We start from the raw sequence: 19,003 nt of genomic DNA, 5'->3' as shown, positions 1-19,003 counted from the left end.
AAATTAATGAAAGCATATATATCGGTTGATTCCGAAACAAGAAAAACATTAAGTAAAGAAATTATTGCATTAGGTATGGCAATGAGTACAGCAAACGTAGAACAATTTATTTTTGTTGATAAATACCCATTTGAAGCAGGTCAAGAAGCTGAATTAATGCAAAAAGCAATGAAAGAAATTGATACCAGTAATTTTATAATTATTGAAGCTACTAAAGTAAACGTTACATCGTGTATTGAATTGGGTTACGCAAAAGCAAAACGCAAACCTGTTGTTTATTTACAAAAAGCCGAAGCAGATACGAATGATTTACTTTTTGCGTTAAGTAACTTTCATATACTATACAGCAGTCCAAAAGATTTATACGACCAACTAAACGAATTTTTAAAAAACGTTTTACCACAACATTAAAGCTTTGATACCCTTCAAAGCTTTTTTTATTTAAAATTTACTTCAAAAAAACAAGCAAAATTTTACTTACAAAACGTATTTAAATTAACAATTACATATAATAATTAATATATTTGTTTACCCTAACATGCATTTGTATATGAAATTTAGTCAACTTACAATTATATCATTAACAGTAGCTTTGTTAACAGCATGCAATAAAGAAAACAAAATGCAGCACGAAGCACAACGAATTGATAGTCTTAAAAACATACAATTTGTACCAGAGCAATTTGCCGATGTACAAGTTTTAAAATACGATATACCCGGTTGGGAAAAACTTACCCTTAAAGAAAAAAAATTAGTGTATTATTTAGCCCAAGCGGGTTATTCTGGGCGCGATATTTTTTGGGATCAAAATTACAGATACAATTTAAAAATACGTACCGCTTTAGAAAACATCTATACTAATTACAAAGGCGATAAAACCACAGATAATTGGAAAAAATTTGAAATTTATTTAAAGCGCATATGGTTTTCAAACGGCATTCATCATCATTATTCAAACGATAAAATAAAACCAGGATTTCCGCAAACCTATCTTCAAAAATTACTTAAAGAAACTAAAACCAATTTAAGCAGCAGTATTATTGAAATATTGTTTAACGATGTTGATGCTAAAAAAGTAAATTTAAACGAAGCTAAAGGCTTTGTGCAAGGTTCGGCAGTTAATTTTTATGGCAAGGGATTAAATGCTGCCGATGTAGAAAAATTTTATGCCAGCATGCCTCAACCAGACAGTTTACGTCCTTTATCATTTGGATTAAATTCAAAATTAGTTCGAACAGAATCGGGTAAAATTGAAGAACGCGTTTGGCGCAGTGGCGGTATGTATGGTGCTGCCATTGATAAAATTATTTTTTGGTTAGAAAAAGCCGTAAAAGTATCTGAAAACAAAGAACAAGCCGAAGCTTTAAATATTTTAATTGATTTTTACAAAACCGGCGATCTAAAAAAATGGGACGATTACAACGTTGCTTGGGTAAAAGCAACCGAAGGCAACATTGATTATATTAACGGTTTTATTGAAGTATATAACGATCCATTAGGACATAAAGCATCGTATGAATCTACCGTACAAATAAAAGACTTTGACATGTCTGCTAAAATGGAAGTCATTTCTAAAAGCGCACAATGGTTTGAAGACAGCTCGCCTTTAATGCCTGAACATAAAAAGAAAAACGTAGTTGGTGTATCGTACAAAACAGTTATAGTTGCTGCCGAAAGTGGCGATACTTCACCTGCGACTCCTATTGGTGTAAACTTACCTAATGCCGATTGGATTCGTGCCGAACACGGTTCTAAATCAATTTCGTTAGGAAATATTATAGATGCATACAACAAAGCAGGTGGTGGCGATAAGTTAAAAGAATTTGCTTTTGACCAAAATGAAATAAACCTATCATTACGTTACAGCGAATTAGCCGATAAATTACACACCGCTTTACACGAAGTAATTGGACATGCATCGGGCCAATTAAATTCTGGTATTGGAACACCTAAAGAAACCTTAAAAAGCTACGCATCAACTTTAGAAGAAGGCAGGGCAGATTTAGTTGCCTTATATTATTTGTACGATAAAAAAATACAAGATTTAGGCTTGGTGGACGATTATAAAAAATTAGGAATGACTGCCTATAACGATTACATTCGCAATGGTTTAATGACGCAATTGGTGCGTATTGAACCAGGTAGCGATATTGAAGAAGCACATATGCGCAACCGTCAATGGGTTTCGGCTTGGGTGTTTGAAAAAGGTAAAAGCGAAAATGTTATTGAAAAAGTGGTTCGTGATAACAAAACCTATTTTAAAATTAACAATTACGAACGTTTACATGGACTATTTGGCGAATTATTGCGCGAAACACAACGTATAAAATCAGAAGGTGATTATAAAGCAGCTAAAAACTTAGTGGAAACATATGGTGTAAAAGTTGACAAAAAGTTACATACTGAAGTTTTAGCGCGTACCAAAAAATTTAACACAGCACCTTATCGTGGTTTTGTAAACCCTGTTTTAGTACCTGTTACTAACGAAAAAGGCGAAATTACCGATATTGTAGTAACTTACCCTAAAACTTTTGCTGAGCAAATGCTGTACTACGCTAAAAATTACAACTTTTTACCTTTAGAAAATTAATTGATACTTCAAGACTGTTTGCATAAACAAACAGTCTTTTTTTAAACATTTATAATGAAAAACTTATTTTTAGTTGTTGTTTTTATTTTTTGCGCAATTAAAACGAATGCTCAAATTATTGAAGCAACGCCAACAATACCAACAAACGAGTATGTAGATTTACTCACCGAGAAATTTATTATTCCAGATTCAATCAAACAAAAATATGCGAATGCTGATTTAAACCTAACCATTGTATTAACCATTACAAAAGAGGGTTCGGTTTTTAATCCACGTATAAAAAATGATTCTTTACAGTTAACTTCAAACTTAAAAAAAGCTTTTGAAACCTTACCTAAATGGAATCCTAAAACCGAAAATGGCAATGCAATAACTGCTTTAAAAGCTTTTAATTTGGCTATTTTTATTCCAGATACAAAGAACAATATAACCACAAATGCTAAACCAGTTGATGGGAATGAAAATTTTTACAGGCAATTTATTAAAAAATTTAATGTGCCCTACCAAATAAATCAAGATGAAATTAAAATACTTGTAAGGTTTATTATTGAAAAAGACGGCAGTATAAGTAACATTGCAATTTTAGGCAGCAATGAACCTAAATTAAATAACGAAGTGATTCGTGTACTTAAAACAATGCCAAAATGGAAACCAGCTACAGCAAACGGATTACCTGTACGCTCAGATTTTAAATTCCCAATTATGATAAAAGTTCGTAATCAAAAAGATTTAGATTATTACAAAAAGCAGTTTCTACAATAAGCAACCTCTTAAAAAAGAGGTTGTTTTTTTTATAAAACTTTGTAAAGTATTGGTTTACTTGGCGAAGCATCGTTTTCAAACGAAGCAATTTGTAGGTTTAAAACGTACAAGCCGTCTGCAATTTCACTGTCAATAAAAACCATTTCGGTAATGGTGCAGTTAAAACGGGCATCGGCATTTACTACGTTTATATTTTTCACATTCCAAAAGGCTTTATGTGCCACTAATTTACCTTCATCAACTTCTTTGTCCACACTTGGCAAATCAATCAATAAGTGTTCAACACCTATTTCTCTGATAAAAACAGCAGCTTCTTCAGATAAATAAGCCGGATTGGTATTGGAATAATTTTTATGCTTTTTATCGATTGAATTTGGAAGCGTTCTGATAATTAAAGCTTCAGATGATTTATTTTGTAATACGTTTTGAATCTGATTTTTTGTGATTACCAAATCATCTCCAATCAATTCAGGTTCAACAGAAATTAATTCAGCAGTAAAAAAAAAGGTTTTTAAGGTTTGATTAATGGAATAAAAATCTTTAGTTATATGTCCCAAACATTCGGTATGTGTGCCATGACCGTGCGGGTTGAATAAAATATTATTAAAATTTGTTGACGATTTGCCCGAAGCTACACTGCCTACAAAATCGCCCATAACAACCGGATTTATTTCGGGTTGATTTAAATACCAAGCAATAGGGTTTTGGTTGTTATTTTGTATAGGCAACGAAATATCAATGGGTTTTGATAAATCAATCTCGTATGTTTTATTGTTATGGTGAATTGTAGTTTTCATTTGAATAATGTAGTATAAATTATTAAAACAAGTATTGATATAGGTAATAAAATAGGTATAAAGGAAATAAAATACCAAAGTATTTTACTTTTAAAATCATCTTTATACTGATATAAATTTAATAAATTTGCGAGTGAAACAACAGGAGTTATTGACAAAATAGCTAGACAAAATAGAATTAGTACTTTGCTCATGGGATGAAGATGTCCTAAATAGTTAGAAAATCCACCTAACACAAAGGCTACTACGAATAGGCAAACATTACAAATTGCAACAATTTTAACAGATTTCATAGCTGCTAATCTACCCAAAATAATTCACTTGCAATACCATCGCAAAAGAATTTACCTTTTAAAGTTGTTTTTAAAATATTGTCTTTAATCATTAACTTTTCATTTGTAAGAAAAACTTCAGCATTTTTTAATAAATACGTTAGATAATCGGTTCCAAAATCAGATTTAATTTTTTCTAAAGATACCCCCCAAATAGTTCGCAAACCAGTCATAACATATTCATTATACCTATCATTTAATGTTAAAACTTCAACTTCATTAGGTAATTTATTTTGTTGAATAGTGTTAATATACAATGAATTATTAGCAATATTCCACGAACGGTTTTCGCCATTAAAACTATGTGCCGATGGCCCTATCCCCAAATATTTTTTACCTAGCCAATACGCAGAATTGTTTTTAGAAAAATAATTTGGTTTACCAAAATTAGATAATTCGTAATGCATAAATCCAGCATTTTCAAGCATTTCAATCAAAACTAAAAAATGCTCATGCGCTAAACCGTCATCTGGTGTAGGTATTTTTCCGTTTTTTATTAAAGTGGCTAATGCCGTTTTAGCCTCAACTGTTAATGCATAACTTGATATGTGTGGAATATTTAAATCAATGGCTTTTTGCACATTTTGTTTCCAACGATTTAACGACATATTTGGTATTCCATAAATTAAATCAATAGAAATGTTGTTGAAATATTTTTTAGCTTCAATTAAACAGTTCCAAGCTTCGTTGGCATTGTGTGCCCTATTCATCATTTTTAAATCTTCATCAAAAAACGATTGTATGCCAATACTTAATCGATTAATTTTAGTTTCCGAAAGAGCTTTAATTCGTTCAAAAGTTAAGTCGTCGGGGTTTGCTTCTAGCGTAATTTCAGGGTTTTCAACTACATTAAACAATTTGTAAACCGTATCAATTAATAAATTAATTTCGGTGTTTAACAACACACTTGGTGTACCACCGCCAAAATAAATGGTTTCAATTGGCTGTAAAATTTCATCTTTCCGTAAAAAAAGTTCATTTTGTAAGGCAGTTATCATTTCATTTTTCTTTTTTAACGATGTTGAAAAATGAAAATCGCAGTAAAAACACGCTTGTTTACAAAAAGGAATATGTATATAAATACCCGCCATTATTTTTTTACAATTCGGTTAGAATTTTGATTTACAAATGCTTCCCAACCAGTATAACTTTTGCCTTGAATTTTTTTTCCTGAATTAAAAAAATGACAAACAGCTGCTGCTAAACCATCGGTAGAATCAAGGTTTTTGGGTAATTCTTTTAATTGCAAAAGTTGTTGTAACATTTTAGCAACTTGCTCTTTACTTGCATTTCCATTACCTGTAATTGCCATTTTAATTTTTTTTGGCTCATATTCGGTAACTGGAATTTGTCGCGATAAACCTGCAGCCATAGCAACACCTTGCGCCCTACCTAATTTTAACATTGACTGAACGTTTTTACCAAAAAAAGGTGCTTCGATAGCAATTTCATCGGGATGATGTGTGTCTATCAATTCAATGGTTCGTTCAAAAATACGTTGCAATTTTAAATAAGGATCGGTTAGTTTTGCTAAATTAAGTTCGTTAAGTTGTATAAATTCCATAGAATTTTTTACAACTTTAATCAATCCAAATCCCATTATTGTTGTACCGGGATCAATACCTAATATAATTCGTTCGTTAGCCAAAATGCTTGCTGTTGTTTTTTAATATGTTTGTTTTTCATAAAAAAATCATTCCTTTGCAGTATGAAATTTTTATCTTCCAAAATTAAACAATTCTTAGTACTTCTACTTAAAATATTAGTGGTTGGTTTGGCTTTTTATTTTATTAAAAACCAACTTGCAACAAAAGAGTTTAATTGGAATTTAATTCAAGATACTTTACAAAAACCAAAAGCTTGGTTTTTGGTTTTACTATTGCTTATTTTAACCTTTTTAAACAGATTTTTAGAGATTTTAAAATGGCAAAACTTAGCCAAAACAGTAGAAAAAATAAGTATTTGGCAAAGTACCAAACAAGTTTTAATTGGCATTACCTTTGGGATTGTAACCCCAAACGGAATTGGCGAATATGCTGGAAAAGCATGGTTTTACAACAAAAAATTTGCTGGAACCATTGTGTTTTTAAACGCTGTTTGCAATGGTATTCAGGTGCTTTTTGCGGTTACTTTTGGTATTTTAGGTACGTTTTATGTTAATGCTCTTCATCCGTTTATTCCATCTAATTACATTTATTTATTTTTAGGAGTTCTTATTGTGTTAATTATATTTTTACGATTGTTTAAAAATTTATCCATTAAAGGCTATTCGTTACAAACTATTTTAAACAATTTACAGCAAATCCCTAAGAAAACACATCGTAAAAACATGTTTTTAGCGTTAATGCGTTATTTGGTTTTGGTACATCAATATTTTATTTTGTATACCCTATTTAATGTACAAATACCATATTTAACACTTTTGGCTGTTGTAGCAAGTATCTATTTATTAGCATCAAGCTTACCCAATTTTCAAGCAATTGATTTTGCCTTAAAAGGTAGTGTTGCCATTTATTTATTTAGTTTTTTTGGTGTAAATAGTTGGGTAGTTACTTTAGTTGCAGCTTTAATTTGGTTGCTAAACTTGGTAATTCCTATAAGTTTAGGCAGTATTCTTTTGCTGCTTTTTAATCCAAAACGGGTTCAAAAACAACAGGTAAGTTAAATTGCGTACGTACTGGTATTCCTCGCTTTGTTGCTGGTTGTATTTTTGTAAAATCTTTTTGGTGAGCTTCCATTACACTGTCTAACATGGTTTTAGGAAGTAAAGTCTCATTTACCTTTTGAGTTTTAAAAATAAGCTCACTTTTAGGAGTTATGGTAACTAAAAATTGTACCGAATCTATCGTAGAAATTCGCACTAATGAATCGGTTTTTAAAACATGAATTACTTCTAAATATAATTTATCAAAAAAACACGCTTTAAGCTCATCATTGGTTTTTAATTTATCACAATCCTCGTAAGTTGGGTAAGTATCTACTTTACTCCAATCTATCATATGTAGTTCACGTCGAAATAATTCTTGAGAATTGGGTAATTCTTTCTGTACATAATTGCAAGAAGTAAGTAAAGTTGTTACAAAAACAAATGCCCAATAATTTTTCATGAAAAATTAAATCGTAAATTTAAACAAAAATACAAAAAATAATTCATGGAATTTTTAATACTTATTATAAGTTTACTATTAGTTTTAGTAGGTGTTGTTGGAAGCTTTTTACCCGCATTACCTGGTCCACCACTTTGTTGGGTAGGTTTATTAGTTTTGTACACCACAAAAGGTATCGCTTTTAATTATTGGTTACTGGGGTTAACTTTATTAGCCACAATTGTTATTGTTGTGCTAGATTATGTAATACCTGCTCAAGGTACCAAACGTTTTGGCGGCAGTAAATATGGTATTTGGGGTACTAATTTAGGATTATTGGTAGGTTTATTTTTTCCTCCTTTTGGATTCATTATTGGCCCGTTTGTGGGTGCTTTTGTGGGCGAATTATTGTTTGACCAAAACAATATAAACCGTGCATTTAAAGCAGCAACAGGTTCATTTATAGGTTTTTTAGCTTCAACCTTTATGAAATTTGTATTTAGCGTAATTTTATTAGGAATTTATATACATACGGTTTATACCAATTGGAGTATTTGGTTTTAATTAACTTTTATTTTTATTGGCAATTTAAATGTCGATCGAACAATTACCCCATTGTGCATTGCCGGATTCCATTTTGGCATTAATTGCATTACACGCACGGCTTCTTGCCCAACATTATATTCATCTTCAACCACACGAATACCAGACAAAGTACCATCTTTTTCAATAGAAAAAAGCAACCTAAAACTTAATTCATTGGTTTTACCAATTGCTTTTTTATCGTATTTAAATTGTCTAGCAAAGTCATGAAAAAACATCTGAAAACCCTCCTTTGGCTCGGCTTTTCTTGTTTCTGTACTAACTATTTCTTTTGGTTTTTTCAATTTAATTGGTAAAATAAATCTAGAACGAACGGTTTGTCCGTTATGTTTTGCAGGAATCCAATTAGGTAAAGTATTTAAAACGCGGGTAACTTCATTTAAAAAACCTGTTTCGTCACCTACTGATTCTATATTTGTAATAGAGCCGTCTTTTTCAACCACAAACTTAACACTTAATTGTAAATCGGGTTGTGTTAAAGGAGCCGCATTTAAATTAAACTCATTTGCAAATGTTTGGTAAAAATCAAGCATTCCATTTGCTGGCGACGCTTTTTCTTGAACAAAACTGTACACTTTATCAGTTTCTAAATTAGCTTCTTGCGCATTCCCATCAAAGTATAATAAAAAAAGCAATATTAGTATAAGTATTTTTTTCATGGGGTTGATTTAATTTTTCAATTTAAAATTCTTTAGCAAGTGATTAAAAGTTAACCTTGTTAATTGCTTGTTTGTTGTTTGTAAAGCCACTGCTACCAAGTGTTTTTCGGTTGGTATAAACATTGTTTGAAACTCACTTTCACCTTCATTTGTTTGTGATTTAAACGCAACAACTAAAGCGTTATATCCTAAATAGGTAATTTCTTTAAATTCGGCTTGGCGCGCTTGCGCTTCGGCTTTTACTTTTTGCACTTCTTCAATAGCAATATTTTGCGGTAAATCTTTAAAAACAATGTTATACAAAACTTTATCATCTTGCGATGCTATAAAATACTCCTCCGTTTTTAACTCGTCATTTGCAGCACTTTTCACAATTGAACAATTACAAGTTAAAGTAAAATAATCGGTTTCAATTTTTTGTTCGTTTAACGATTGTAAATAACTGTTAATTTGATTTTCATTAGCAAACATGATCATTTCTGTGGAAGTATTTGAAGAATCATAGTTAATTTTAACCGGTAAAGTAAACGATGAACGCACTAAATTACCATCGTGCATTGCTGGATCCCAAAAAGGCATTAAGTTAAAAACACGTTTTATTTCACGTTCAAAATGATACACATCATCAACTACTTGTATATTGCTAAAACTACCGTCTTTTTCTACAATAAACTTTACTCTAAAACTTATTTGTTGAACTGATTTAGGAACTGCCGAGCCGTTATTTATATTAAATTCTTGCATAAATTGTTTCATAAAAACCTGTACACCTTCCTTAGGACGAGCTTTTTGCTGAACAAAACCGTGAACTTGATCTTGAGCTAATACCGAAAAACAATTGATTAATAATATAAAAACTAACGAAAGTATTTTTTGCATGATAATGTTTTGTTAAAACACAAAAATACGCTTTTAATACGAAGGAAAAAAATCAAAAAAGCCCTCCAAATTCTGGAAAGCTTTTCATTGGTCTAACTACTAAACCAGGTACTTGCGTACCTAAACAACACAACTATTTTTGATTCTAAAGCGAGAATCTCGCGGTCTGGACGGGACTCGAACCCGCGACCCCATGCGTGACAGGCATGTATTCTAACCAACTGAACTACCAAACCAAAACATTTTAGGGCACAAAAGCCCCTCGAAACCGAAGGGCTATTGTATCTTGGCGGTCTGGACGGGACTCGAACCCGCGACCCCATGCGTGACAGGCATGTATTCTAACCAACTGAACTACCAAACCAAGATAATGTTTTTATGTTATAGAAATTTTACTTGCGCAAAAATCTAAAGAACGTGTGCTTTAATGTTGCGGTCTGGACGGGACTCGAACCCGCGACCCCATGCGTGACAGGCATGTATTCTAACCAACTGAACTACCAAACCATTGTTTTATTTAATGGCGCTTCATTAATTCAACGGTGCAAATATACGACCATTTACCAATGCTGCAAACATTTTTTTAAAAAATTACACCTGTATTTTAAATATTTTTTTCATACAGTTATTTATCAATTATTTACATAAAAAAATACCGAAATAAATTTCGGTATTTTTTTATTTTTAGCGTTAAATGCTTATAAAAGCTTGCTTATAGCATCTACATATGTTTGTTTTGGTGCTACACCTACTTGGCGACCTACCACTTCTCCGTTTTGAAAAATTAAAACTGTTGGTATGTTACGTACACCGAACTGCGATGCAAAATCTTGATTTGCGTCTACATCTACCTTGCCTACTACTACTTTACCGTTGTAATCGCCAGCTAATTCTTCAATAGTTGGACCTAACATTTTACAAGGACCACACCATTCTGCCCAAAAATCTACTACTACTGGTTTGTCTGATTTTAATACTACTTCGTCAAATGTAGCATCTGTTATTTCTAAAGCCATATTTTATTTTTTTATTCTATGTTGTACAAATTTAGTTATTTTTTTTATAGCCACAAGGCGGGTGTTATAACTTATGTCTATGATTTAATAGTTTTTATTAATTTAAACGAAACATTACTTGCAAACGCTCTAGTTCTTCTAACAATTCGGCCGAAATTTCAATTCGCTTGCTTTTACTTGGCATTTCTAAAAGGTTTTTCTTAACGTACTGTACTTCGTGCAACAAAATTTCGGCTGGCTTTTCTTCTACACTATCTACCGCTTCTTCTTCGGTGTTATCGGGTAAAAGTTTAGCTATTTCTTCGGTTTGAATTCTGTTTTGAATTTCTTCTAGTTCAAAAACCTCAAAAACTACCGATTTGTTTCCTGGGTTTTGATCTAACAACATTCTAATTTTTTCTACCTGCATTTCTTTTAGTTCTTTCACGTCAATTTGAATGATGATTTTTTTTGCATAAGCAGGTATCACTTCGTTTAAAAGTTTTAGTTCTACAAATTGCAATCTTGGTTCCGATCGTTCGTTGGTATCTTTTTTAATCCAGCCTTCTTTAATATACACTTTAAAATATACAAAAGTATTGTTTAATAAAAAATGGCGGTATTTAAGATAATCTTCATTAAACATGCGCATTTCAATACTTTCATCGTAACCTTCAATAGTAAAAATAGCCCAATCTTTGCCTTTAGATGATGTTTTAAATTGCACATTGGCAATCATACCGCCAAAACTTACAGTTCTACCCACTAAAGGTTCTAAATTTTTAATTTGCTCTAAATTTACATTGCAAAAATATTTAAGTTCAAACTTAAAATCGTCTAACGGATGGCCTGATATATAAATTCCAACTACATCTTTTTCTTTAGCAAGTTTTTCCATAGTTGTCCATTCGTCACAATTTGGAATCACTGGTTCTGGAATTTGCACCTCGCTGCTTTCGCCAAACAAACTTACTTGAGCAGAGTTTTCGTTTTCTTGAAATTTAGCCCCGTATTTCATCGCTTTTTCTAAAAAGGTAACTCCATCGCCTTCGGTATAAAAATACTGGGCACGGTGGGTATCAGTAAAACAGTCAAAACCACCTGCTAAAGCTAAATTTTCAAATGCTTTTTTATTTGCTGCTCTTAAATCAATTCGCTTTGCTAAATCAAAAATCGACTTATAACTACCGTTTTTACGATGTTCTATAATGGTATTTACAGCTCCTTCACCTACTCCTTTTATAGCTCCCATACCAAAACGTATTTGGTAATTTTCGTTTACCGCAAATTTGTAATGTGATTCATTTACATCGGGCCCAAGAACATCTAAGCCCATACGGCGGCATTCTTCCATAAAAAAAGTAACCGATTTAATATCGTTCATGTTGTTTGATAGCACCGCAGCCATGTACTCTGCAGGGTAATGAGCCTTTAGATAAGCGGTTTGATACGCTACCCATGCATAACAAGTTGAGTGTGATTTATTAAACGCGTAACTTGCAAAGGCTTCCCAATCTTTCCAAATTTTTTCTAATGTTTTAGGATCGTGACCTTTTGCAGCAGCTTGTTCTACAAATTTAGGTTTCATTTTATCAAGCACATCTTTTTGCTTTTTACCCATTGCTTTACGCAAAACATCAGCTTCACCTTTGGTGAAATCGGCTAATTTTTGCGACAGAAGCATTACTTGTTCTTGATAAACTGTAATTCCATAAGTTTCTTTTAAATATTCTTCGCATGCATCTAAATCGTATGTAATTGGTTCTTCACCATTTTTACGTTTTACAAAAGAAGGTATATATTCTAACGGCCCTGGGCGATACAATGCATTCATGGCAATTAAATCGCCAAAAACGTTTGGTTTTAAATCGCGCATGTATTTTTGCATTCCAGGCGATTCGTATTGAAAAACCCCTACAGTTTCACCACGTTGAAACAATTCATAGGTTTTAGCATCGTCTATAGGAATTTCTTCCGGATCGATTTCTAATCCTGTTCGTTGCTTTATAATAGCAATAGTATCTTTAATTAAGGTAAGCGTTTTTAAACCAAGGAAGTCCATTTTTAGCAAACCGGCGCTTTCGGCAACAGAGTTGTCAAATTGTGTAACGTATAATTCTGAATCTTTGGCCGTTTGCACAGGTACAAAGTTGGTAATATCATCAGGTGTAATAATAACCCCACAAGCGTGAATACCTGTGTTGCGCATAGAACCTTCGATAATTTTTGCTTGCTGAATGGTTTCAGAAAGTAAATCGTTTTGGTTTGCAACGCTTATTAATTCTTTAACCGCATCAAACTCTTCAGAACGTAAAACTTTTTTAATTTCGTCTTCAGGTTCTGATAAAAACCTACGTAAATTCCACTTACTTGGCATCATAGTAGGCACCATTTTGGCTATACGTTCCGATTCATACAAAGGTAAATCCAACACTCTAGCAGCATCTTTAATGGCCGATTTTGTTGCCATTTTTCCGTATGTAATAATTTGAGCAACTTGATTTGCACCGTATTTATTTATAACGTAATCCATAACCCGACCACGACCTTCATCGTCAAAATCAATATCAATATCGGGCATTGAAACACGATCTGGATTTAAAAAACGTTCAAAAAGCAAGTCGTATTTTATAGGATCTAAATTGGTAATTCCTAAACAATATGCCACCGCCGAACCAGCTGCTGAACCACGCCCAGGACCAACAGAAACACCCATTTGCCTAGCTGCTGCAATAAAATCTTGCACAATTAAAAAATAACCTGGGTAACCTGAATTTTCAACTGTTTTTAGTTCAAAATCTAAGCGTTCGGTTATGGTTTGGTCAATTTCCTTATATCGGCGTTTAGCACCCTCATAAGTTAAAAAGCGCAAATAGGCATTTTCTCCGCGTTTCCCTCCATCTTTTTCATCTTCAGGGTTGATAAATTCTGCAGGAATATCAAATTTGGGTAATAAAATATCTCGGTAAAGGGAATACACTTCAATTTTATCAACAATTTCTTGAATATTAATAATTGCATCAGGTAAATCGGCAAAAAGCTTTTTCATTTCTGCCTGCGTTTTGTAGTAATATTCTTGATTTGGTAAACCATAACGATACCCACGACCACGACCAATTGGAGTAGCTTGTTTTTCGCCATCTTTTACACATAACAAAATATCGTGTGCGTTGGCATCGGTTTTTTCTAAATAATAGGTATTGTTAGTGGCTACTAATTTTATACTGTGCTTTTGTGCAAAAGCAATTAAAGTTTTATTTACACGGTCTTCATCCTCTTGATTATGACGCATGATTTCAAGGTAAAAATCTTCTTTAAAATGCTCTTTCCACCAAAGTAAAGCTTCTTCGGCTTGCTTTTCACCTAAGTTTAAAATTTTATTTGGCACTTCACCGTACAAGTTACCAGAAAGCACAATTATATCATCTTTATACTTTAGTAACGCTTGTTTATCAATTCTTGGAACGTAATAAAACCCTTCGATTGATGCGATAGATGCTAACTTAGCTAAATTGTGATATCCTTTTTTATTTTTTGCAAGTAAAACGATTTGATAACCGTTGTCTTTTTTACTTTTATCGGTTAAATTTTCACAAACAAAAAACTCACATCCAACAATTGGTTTTATTTCTGATAATATAGGTTCTTCGCCATTTTCAATAGCTGCTTCGTTTGCTTTTTTTACTGTTTTATTATGATCTAAAATTGCACTTACAAATTTAAAAGCTCCCATCATATTGCCGTGATCGGTCATAGCAATTGCCGACATGTTTTCGCTTGCCGTTTTTTTAATCATTGCACCAATATCAATGGTAGATTGCAATACCGAAAATTGAGTATGATTGTGCAAATGTGCAAAAACAGCCTCTTGAAATGCTGCTTTTACTTCGGTAGATATTTTTTGTTTTTCAGCGCCTTTTATAACCCCTGAAGCTTCTAACTGCAAACGAATATCTTCGGATGCCTGCTTTAGATTTATATGTTGTAAACCAATTAACTTAAATGGGTTTGGGTTAACCTCTTTAAATTGTTGTAAATATCCGGCTGGTTGTTTTAATTCGCTTTCGGTAAATACATTTTTTCGTATCAATTCAAAAAAACATCTTGTTGTAGCTTCAACATCGGCAGTTGCATTATGTGCTTCGCCAAAAGGTTCGCCAAATAAATATTGATGCAATTCTGTTAAAGTGGGCAATTTAAATTTACCCCCACGCCCACCAGGTAGTTTAAGTAATTCTGCTGTAACTTCGGTACATGTATCTAAAACATGCATTTTATTTAAGTTTGTAGGAATTTCGGCACGATGGAATTCGGCACCCATTATATTTAAATCGAAACCTACGTTTTGGCCAACTACAAAATTTGCTTTAGCCAACGCTGTATTAAATTTATGAAGAACAACGTTTAAATCAACTCCTTTTTGTGTTGCTAACAATGTAGAAATTCCGTGAATTCGCTCTGAATCATAAGGTATATCAAAACCATTGGGTTTAATTAAATAATCGTCGCATTCAATTACATTACCCATTCCATCGTGTAATTGCCAAGCAATTTGTATACATCTAGGCCAATTGTCAACATCAGTTATAGGTGCATTCCAATTTTTAGGTAAACCGGTAGTTTCAGTATCAAAAATTATATACATTTTAGTAAAGAAAAGTTAATTTATACAAAGTTACAACAAAAAAAAGTCGCTCTTAAAAAAGAACGACTTAAGTATGTGTTAAAGAAATTTAACTATAGTTTATAGCCCTTATTCTGTAGGAGTTGTTTGTGCATATTTAATAGGAATTCTAAAAAACACTCCTTTATTAAAATTAACTACAGGAGCTTCTGAAAGAACCATATTTGGATCGGTTGGAACCATTTCGGCCATAAACGTACCAGAAATAGTACCAGGCACTTGTTTTTCTTCTGGATCTAACTTTATATACCCTTTACCAGTTGAAGAAGATGTACTATATAAATACATTTTATCGTTAACAGTTTTAGAATAAGTTGCAACGTTATAATTAGAAACACCTAAAGGATATTCTGTACCCGAAAGATAATTATCAATATACAAAGTTACATTTTCAGATCCGTTAGCACCAACTATTACTAAATCGCCATCGGTAACGTTAGCAACAAAACTTGACGCACGCCAAAAATTATAACCGTTCATAGCTTCCATGGTAGGCTCGTTAACACTTAGTTCTTCTTCGCAAGACACGAATGAAACTGCCAATAATGCTAGTAAAAAATATTTTTTCATATTTATTTAGATTCTGAATTCAAATGTTTACAAACAAAAATAGAATTTTTTCTTTACAGCCAATTACTTTTTTTAATATTTATTTAACTTTTTTGAAATTTTAACATATCAACGTATATTTTTATGTACAAAAAAGAACTAATTAAAAAAAAATATCTAATTTTGCACATTGAAATTAATAACAAGAGGTCGGGAACCTCACTTAAATCAAAAAGATTATGTCTGTAAAAATTAGATTACAAAGACACGGTAAAAAAGGGAAACCTTTTTATTGGGTAGTAGCTGCTGATGCACGCGCAAAAAGAGATGGTAAATTCTTAGAAAAATTAGGAACTTACAACCCAAACACTAACCCTGCAACTATTGACTTAAATGTTGATGCTGCTGCACAATGGTTATTTAATGGTGCACAACCTACGGATACAGCTCGCGCTATTTTATCGTACAAAGGTGCTTTATTAAAACACCATTTAAACGGTGGTGTTCGCAAAGGTGCTTTAACGCAAGAGCAAGCTGACGCTAAATTTGCTGCTTGGTTAGACGAGAAAGCAAACAAAGTAAACGCTAAAGTTACTGGTTTAGCAGATAACAAAGCTGCTGCTAAAGCTGCTGCTTTAAAAGCTGAACAAGAAGTAAACGCTAAACGTATTGCTGCTGCACAAGAAGCTAAAGCTGCTGCTGAAGCTACAACTGCAGAAGAAGCTACACCTGAAGCAGAAGAAAATACACAAGAAACAGAAGCTTAATTTTAACAGCGATTTTTAATGCGTAAAAAAGATTGTTTTTATTTAGGAAAAATCGCAAAGAAATTTAGTTTCAAAGGCGAAGTTTTGGTTTATTTAGATACCGACGAGCCTGAATTGTACACAGAATTGGAATCAATGTTCGTTGAAATAAACGGACATTTGGTTCCTTTTTTCATTGATAAAGCATCGCTTCACAAAGAAAAATTTCTGCGCACACAATTTGAAGATGTAGACAGCGAAGATGCCGCAGATGATATTGTTGGCAAAGATGTTTACTTACCACTTACTATGCTTCCTACTTTAGAAGGAAATAAATTTTACTACCACGAAGTTGTTGGTTTTGATGCCATTGACCAACGTTTAGGCAATTTCGGCACTATTTTAAGAATTAGCGACAATGGCGTGCAAGCATTATTTGAAGTTCAAAAAGATGATGCCGTGATACTGATTCCTTTAATTGACGAATTTATTATTGAAGTAAATCGCACAAACAAATCAATCCTTTTTAATACACCTCAAGGTTTAATTGATTTGTATTTATAAGCAAAATTTGCCTTAAAAATAGTACTTTTGAAGATTAATTAACTTCAAAATGTTCCAATTTAAACAATTTACCATTCAACAAGATCGTTGCGCCATGAAAGTTGGCACCGATGGTGTTTTATTAGGCGCTTGGGCACCACTTATTAACAATCCTTTTAATATATTAGATATTGGCGCAGGAACTGGCTTGATTGCTTTAATGCTTGCCCAACGAAGCAACGCCCAACAAATTGACGCAGTTGAAATTGATGAAAACGCATACGAACAATGTGTTGAAAATTTTGAACAAAGCAATTGGAACGATCGTTTGTTTTGCTACCACGCATCGATTGATGAATTAACTGAAGAATTTTTTGAAGAGGAAGAAGAGTACGATCTAATTGTATCAAATCCTCCTTTTTATGCAGAAAACTACTCATCTGGTAACGACAAAAGAGATCAAGCTCGTTTTCAAGAAGCTTTACCCTTTAACGAATTAATAGAGTCGGCACAAGCTTTACTTTCAGATAATGGAATATTTGCTGTTATTATTCCACATAAAGAAGAAGAAAATTTTATAGAATTAGCTCAATCAGTTGGTTTATTTCCTTTAAAAATAACTCGTGTTAAAGGAAACCCATCATCTGAAATTAAACGTAGCTTATTGGCTTTTTCACGTTTTGAACAAAACCCTTTAATTGACGAATTAATCATTGAAACAGCCCGCCATGCGTACACCGAGGCGTATATAGTCCTTACAAAACCCTTTTATTTAAAAATGTAATTTTAATAAAAACACAACTACATTTCTACAAAAACAAACTAATAAATACAATTATTTTAAAAATAATTTGCAAATAATGTATTTTTAATTAACTTTATAACACTAATTTTAAAAATACAACCATGAAAAAATTATTACTTTCTTTAACATTCATTTGCGCAATGTCATTTAACGGAAATGCACAAATTTTCTCAGAGAATTTCAACTCTAACACAATGCCATCAGGCTGGACACTTAACGACGCTGATGGTGACGGTAAAAATTGGGCAGTAATGCAACTTAAAGACAGCAACGGCAACCCTATACCTGCATTTCCAACAGCTTTGTTACGTTCGGCATCGTGGGATGCAACAACTCAAGCTCCACTTACACCAAACAATTGGATTTTTTCTCCAGTTATAAATTTATCTGCATACGCAGGCCAAACCATTACATTAAAGTGGAAAGCTTCTGCGGTAGATGCTGATTGGGATACAGAAAAATACGCAGTATATGTTAGTAACGCTAATACAACAACGGCAATGTTAGCTTCTGCAACTAAGTTTTCAGAAACTTTGAGTGGCGTTAACACATTAACACAAAGAACCTTAGATATTTCTGCTTTTGCTGGACAGTCATCGGTATACTTTGCTATAAGACATTATGAATCTACTGACCAATTTACAATTGAGATTGACGATATTGAAATTGTTTCTGGAACTGCTTCAAACGAACAATTCTTTACAGAAAATTTCAACATATACCCTAATCCAGTAAACGATGTGTTAAACATTACATCTAAAAACAATGTAGCTATTAACACAATTACTATTACTGATTTAGCTGGTAGAGTGGTAAAATCAGAAGGTAATGTTTCAAACATCAACGTGTCTGGCTTAGCAAGTGGCACTTATTTAATTGATATTACTACAGATAACGGTAAAGCGTCGTCTAAATTCATTAAAAAATAATAAATAAAATCATTTTATTTTAAGGCTATTGTTGTTAACAGTAG

General features: G+C 32.6%; 18 protein-coding genes and 3 tRNA genes. 9 read left to right on the top strand and 12 right to left on the bottom strand.

All coding sequences use genetic code 11. The annotated features are described in order from the left end of the window. The first annotated feature begins 6 nt into the window (after positions 1–6). The 3 genes from P3875_RS03350 (at position 7) to P3875_RS03340 (ending at position 3,352) form a co-directional block, all read left to right on the top strand. On the top strand, positions 7–411 hold the full coding sequence (locus P3875_RS03350; protein ID WP_303444842.1) for a hypothetical protein: 405 nt from the start codon (positions 7–9) through the stop codon (positions 409–411). Positions 412–550: 139 nt separating this feature from the next. Then, a complete protein-coding gene (locus P3875_RS03345; RefSeq protein WP_303444841.1) occupies positions 551–2,590 on the top strand; it encodes a dipeptidyl-peptidase 3 family protein in 2,040 nt (679 codons plus the stop codon). Between the two features lie 54 nt (positions 2,591–2,644). After that, positions 2,645–3,352 carry an energy transducer TonB gene (locus tag P3875_RS03340; RefSeq protein ID WP_303444840.1) on the top strand — a complete coding sequence of 236 codons (708 nt, stop codon included), beginning with the start codon at positions 2,645–2,647 and terminating at the stop codon, positions 3,350–3,352. A gap of 29 nt (positions 3,353–3,381) precedes the next feature. Here the strand turns inward: P3875_RS03340 and P3875_RS03335 are convergent, their stop codons facing one another. The 3 genes from P3875_RS03335 to ruvC all read right to left on the bottom strand — a co-directional run bounded on the left by P3875_RS03335 (position 3,382) and on the right by ruvC (position 6,129). Beyond that, a complete protein-coding gene (locus tag P3875_RS03335; RefSeq protein ID WP_303444839.1) occupies positions 3,382–4,149 on the bottom strand; it encodes a cyclase family protein in 768 nt (255 codons plus the stop codon). 298 nt (positions 4,150–4,447) lie between these two features. Further along, a complete protein-coding gene (gene hemW, locus P3875_RS03330; RefSeq protein WP_303444837.1) occupies positions 4,448–5,572 on the bottom strand; it encodes a radical SAM family heme chaperone HemW in 1,125 nt (374 codons plus the stop codon). Further along, on the bottom strand, positions 5,572–6,129 hold the full coding sequence (ruvC, locus tag P3875_RS03325; protein ID WP_303444836.1) for a crossover junction endodeoxyribonuclease RuvC: 558 nt from the start codon (positions 6,127–6,129) through the stop codon (positions 5,572–5,574). Before ruvC ends, hemW begins: the two co-directional genes overlap by 1 nt. A gap of 60 nt (positions 6,130–6,189) precedes the next feature. On the opposite strand from ruvC, the gene P3875_RS03320 reads away from it, so the two are divergent. Further along, the gene (locus P3875_RS03320; RefSeq protein WP_303444835.1) at positions 6,190–7,146 is read left to right on the top strand and encodes a lysylphosphatidylglycerol synthase domain-containing protein; all 957 of its coding nucleotides are present in this window, start codon (positions 6,190–6,192) and stop codon (positions 7,144–7,146) included. On the opposite strand, the gene P3875_RS03315 is transcribed toward P3875_RS03320, so the two are convergent. After that, on the bottom strand, positions 7,109–7,588 hold the full coding sequence (locus P3875_RS03315; RefSeq protein WP_303444834.1) for a hypothetical protein: 480 nt from the start codon (positions 7,586–7,588) through the stop codon (positions 7,109–7,111). The two genes, P3875_RS03320 and P3875_RS03315, sit on opposite strands and share 38 nt — an antisense overlap. 45 nt (positions 7,589–7,633) lie before the next feature. On the opposite strand from P3875_RS03315, the gene P3875_RS03310 reads away from it, so the two are divergent. Continuing rightward, a complete protein-coding gene (locus P3875_RS03310; RefSeq protein WP_303444832.1) occupies positions 7,634–8,131 on the top strand; it encodes a DUF456 domain-containing protein in 498 nt (165 codons plus the stop codon). On the opposite strand, the gene P3875_RS03305 is transcribed toward P3875_RS03310, so the two are convergent. From P3875_RS03305 to P3875_RS03270, 8 genes are all read right to left on the bottom strand, one after another. Beyond that, positions 8,128–8,829, bottom strand: a complete 702-nt coding sequence (locus P3875_RS03305) for an energy transducer TonB (protein WP_303444831.1) — start codon at positions 8,827–8,829, stop codon at positions 8,128–8,130. The two genes, P3875_RS03310 and P3875_RS03305, sit on opposite strands and share 4 nt — an antisense overlap. Before the next feature lie 9 nt (positions 8,830–8,838). Beyond that, positions 8,839–9,708 (bottom strand): energy transducer TonB, encoded by an 870-nt coding sequence (locus P3875_RS03300; RefSeq protein WP_303444830.1) that lies wholly within the window; start codon positions 9,706–9,708, stop codon positions 8,839–8,841. 162 nt (positions 9,709–9,870) lie between these two features. Further along, positions 9,871–9,944: transfer RNA gene (locus P3875_RS03295), tRNA-Asp, on the bottom strand. Positions 9,945–9,995: 51 nt separating this feature from the next. After that, positions 9,996–10,072, bottom strand: a tRNA-Asp gene (locus P3875_RS03290). 69 nt (positions 10,073–10,141) lie between these two features. Beyond that, positions 10,142–10,215 (bottom strand) — tRNA-Asp (locus tag P3875_RS03285). A gap of 191 nt (positions 10,216–10,406) precedes the next feature. Continuing rightward, positions 10,407–10,724, bottom strand: coding sequence for a thioredoxin (gene trxA, locus P3875_RS03280; RefSeq protein WP_303444829.1), 318 nt, complete (start codon positions 10,722–10,724; stop codon positions 10,407–10,409). A 97-nt stretch (positions 10,725–10,821) separates the two neighbouring features. After that, a complete protein-coding gene (gene dnaE, locus P3875_RS03275) occupies positions 10,822–15,348 on the bottom strand; it encodes a DNA polymerase III subunit alpha (RefSeq protein WP_303444828.1) in 4,527 nt (1,508 codons plus the stop codon). 108 nt (positions 15,349–15,456) lie between these two features. Then, a complete protein-coding gene (locus P3875_RS03270) occupies positions 15,457–15,957 on the bottom strand; it encodes a DUF6252 family protein (protein ID WP_303444826.1) in 501 nt (166 codons plus the stop codon). A 218-nt stretch (positions 15,958–16,175) separates the two neighbouring features. On the opposite strand from P3875_RS03270, the gene P3875_RS03265 reads away from it, so the two are divergent. From P3875_RS03265 to P3875_RS03250, 4 genes are all read left to right on the top strand, one after another. After that, positions 16,176–16,703: a 30S ribosomal protein S16 gene (locus tag P3875_RS03265; RefSeq protein ID WP_303444825.1), complete on the top strand. Its 528-nt coding sequence runs from the start codon at positions 16,176–16,178 to the stop codon at positions 16,701–16,703. 18 nt (positions 16,704–16,721) lie between these two features. After that, positions 16,722–17,246: a ribosome maturation factor RimM gene (gene rimM, locus P3875_RS03260; protein ID WP_303444824.1), complete on the top strand. Its 525-nt coding sequence runs from the start codon at positions 16,722–16,724 to the stop codon at positions 17,244–17,246. A gap of 49 nt (positions 17,247–17,295) precedes the next feature. After that, the gene (locus P3875_RS03255) at positions 17,296–18,009 is read left to right on the top strand and encodes a tRNA1(Val) (adenine(37)-N6)-methyltransferase (RefSeq protein WP_303444823.1); all 714 of its coding nucleotides are present in this window, start codon (positions 17,296–17,298) and stop codon (positions 18,007–18,009) included. Positions 18,010–18,131: 122 nt separating this feature from the next. Continuing rightward, the gene (locus tag P3875_RS03250) at positions 18,132–18,959 is read left to right on the top strand and encodes a T9SS-dependent choice-of-anchor J family protein (protein WP_303444822.1); all 828 of its coding nucleotides are present in this window, start codon (positions 18,132–18,134) and stop codon (positions 18,957–18,959) included. Positions 18,960–19,003: the final 44 nt, after the last annotated feature.

It is taken from the genome of Myroides sp. JBRI-B21084 (assembly GCF_030545015.1).
Taxonomy (GTDB): domain Bacteria; phylum Bacteroidota; class Bacteroidia; order Flavobacteriales; family Flavobacteriaceae; genus Flavobacterium.
Note: the sequence above shows the minus strand (reverse complement) of the source record. Positions and strands in the feature narration are given on the sequence as shown.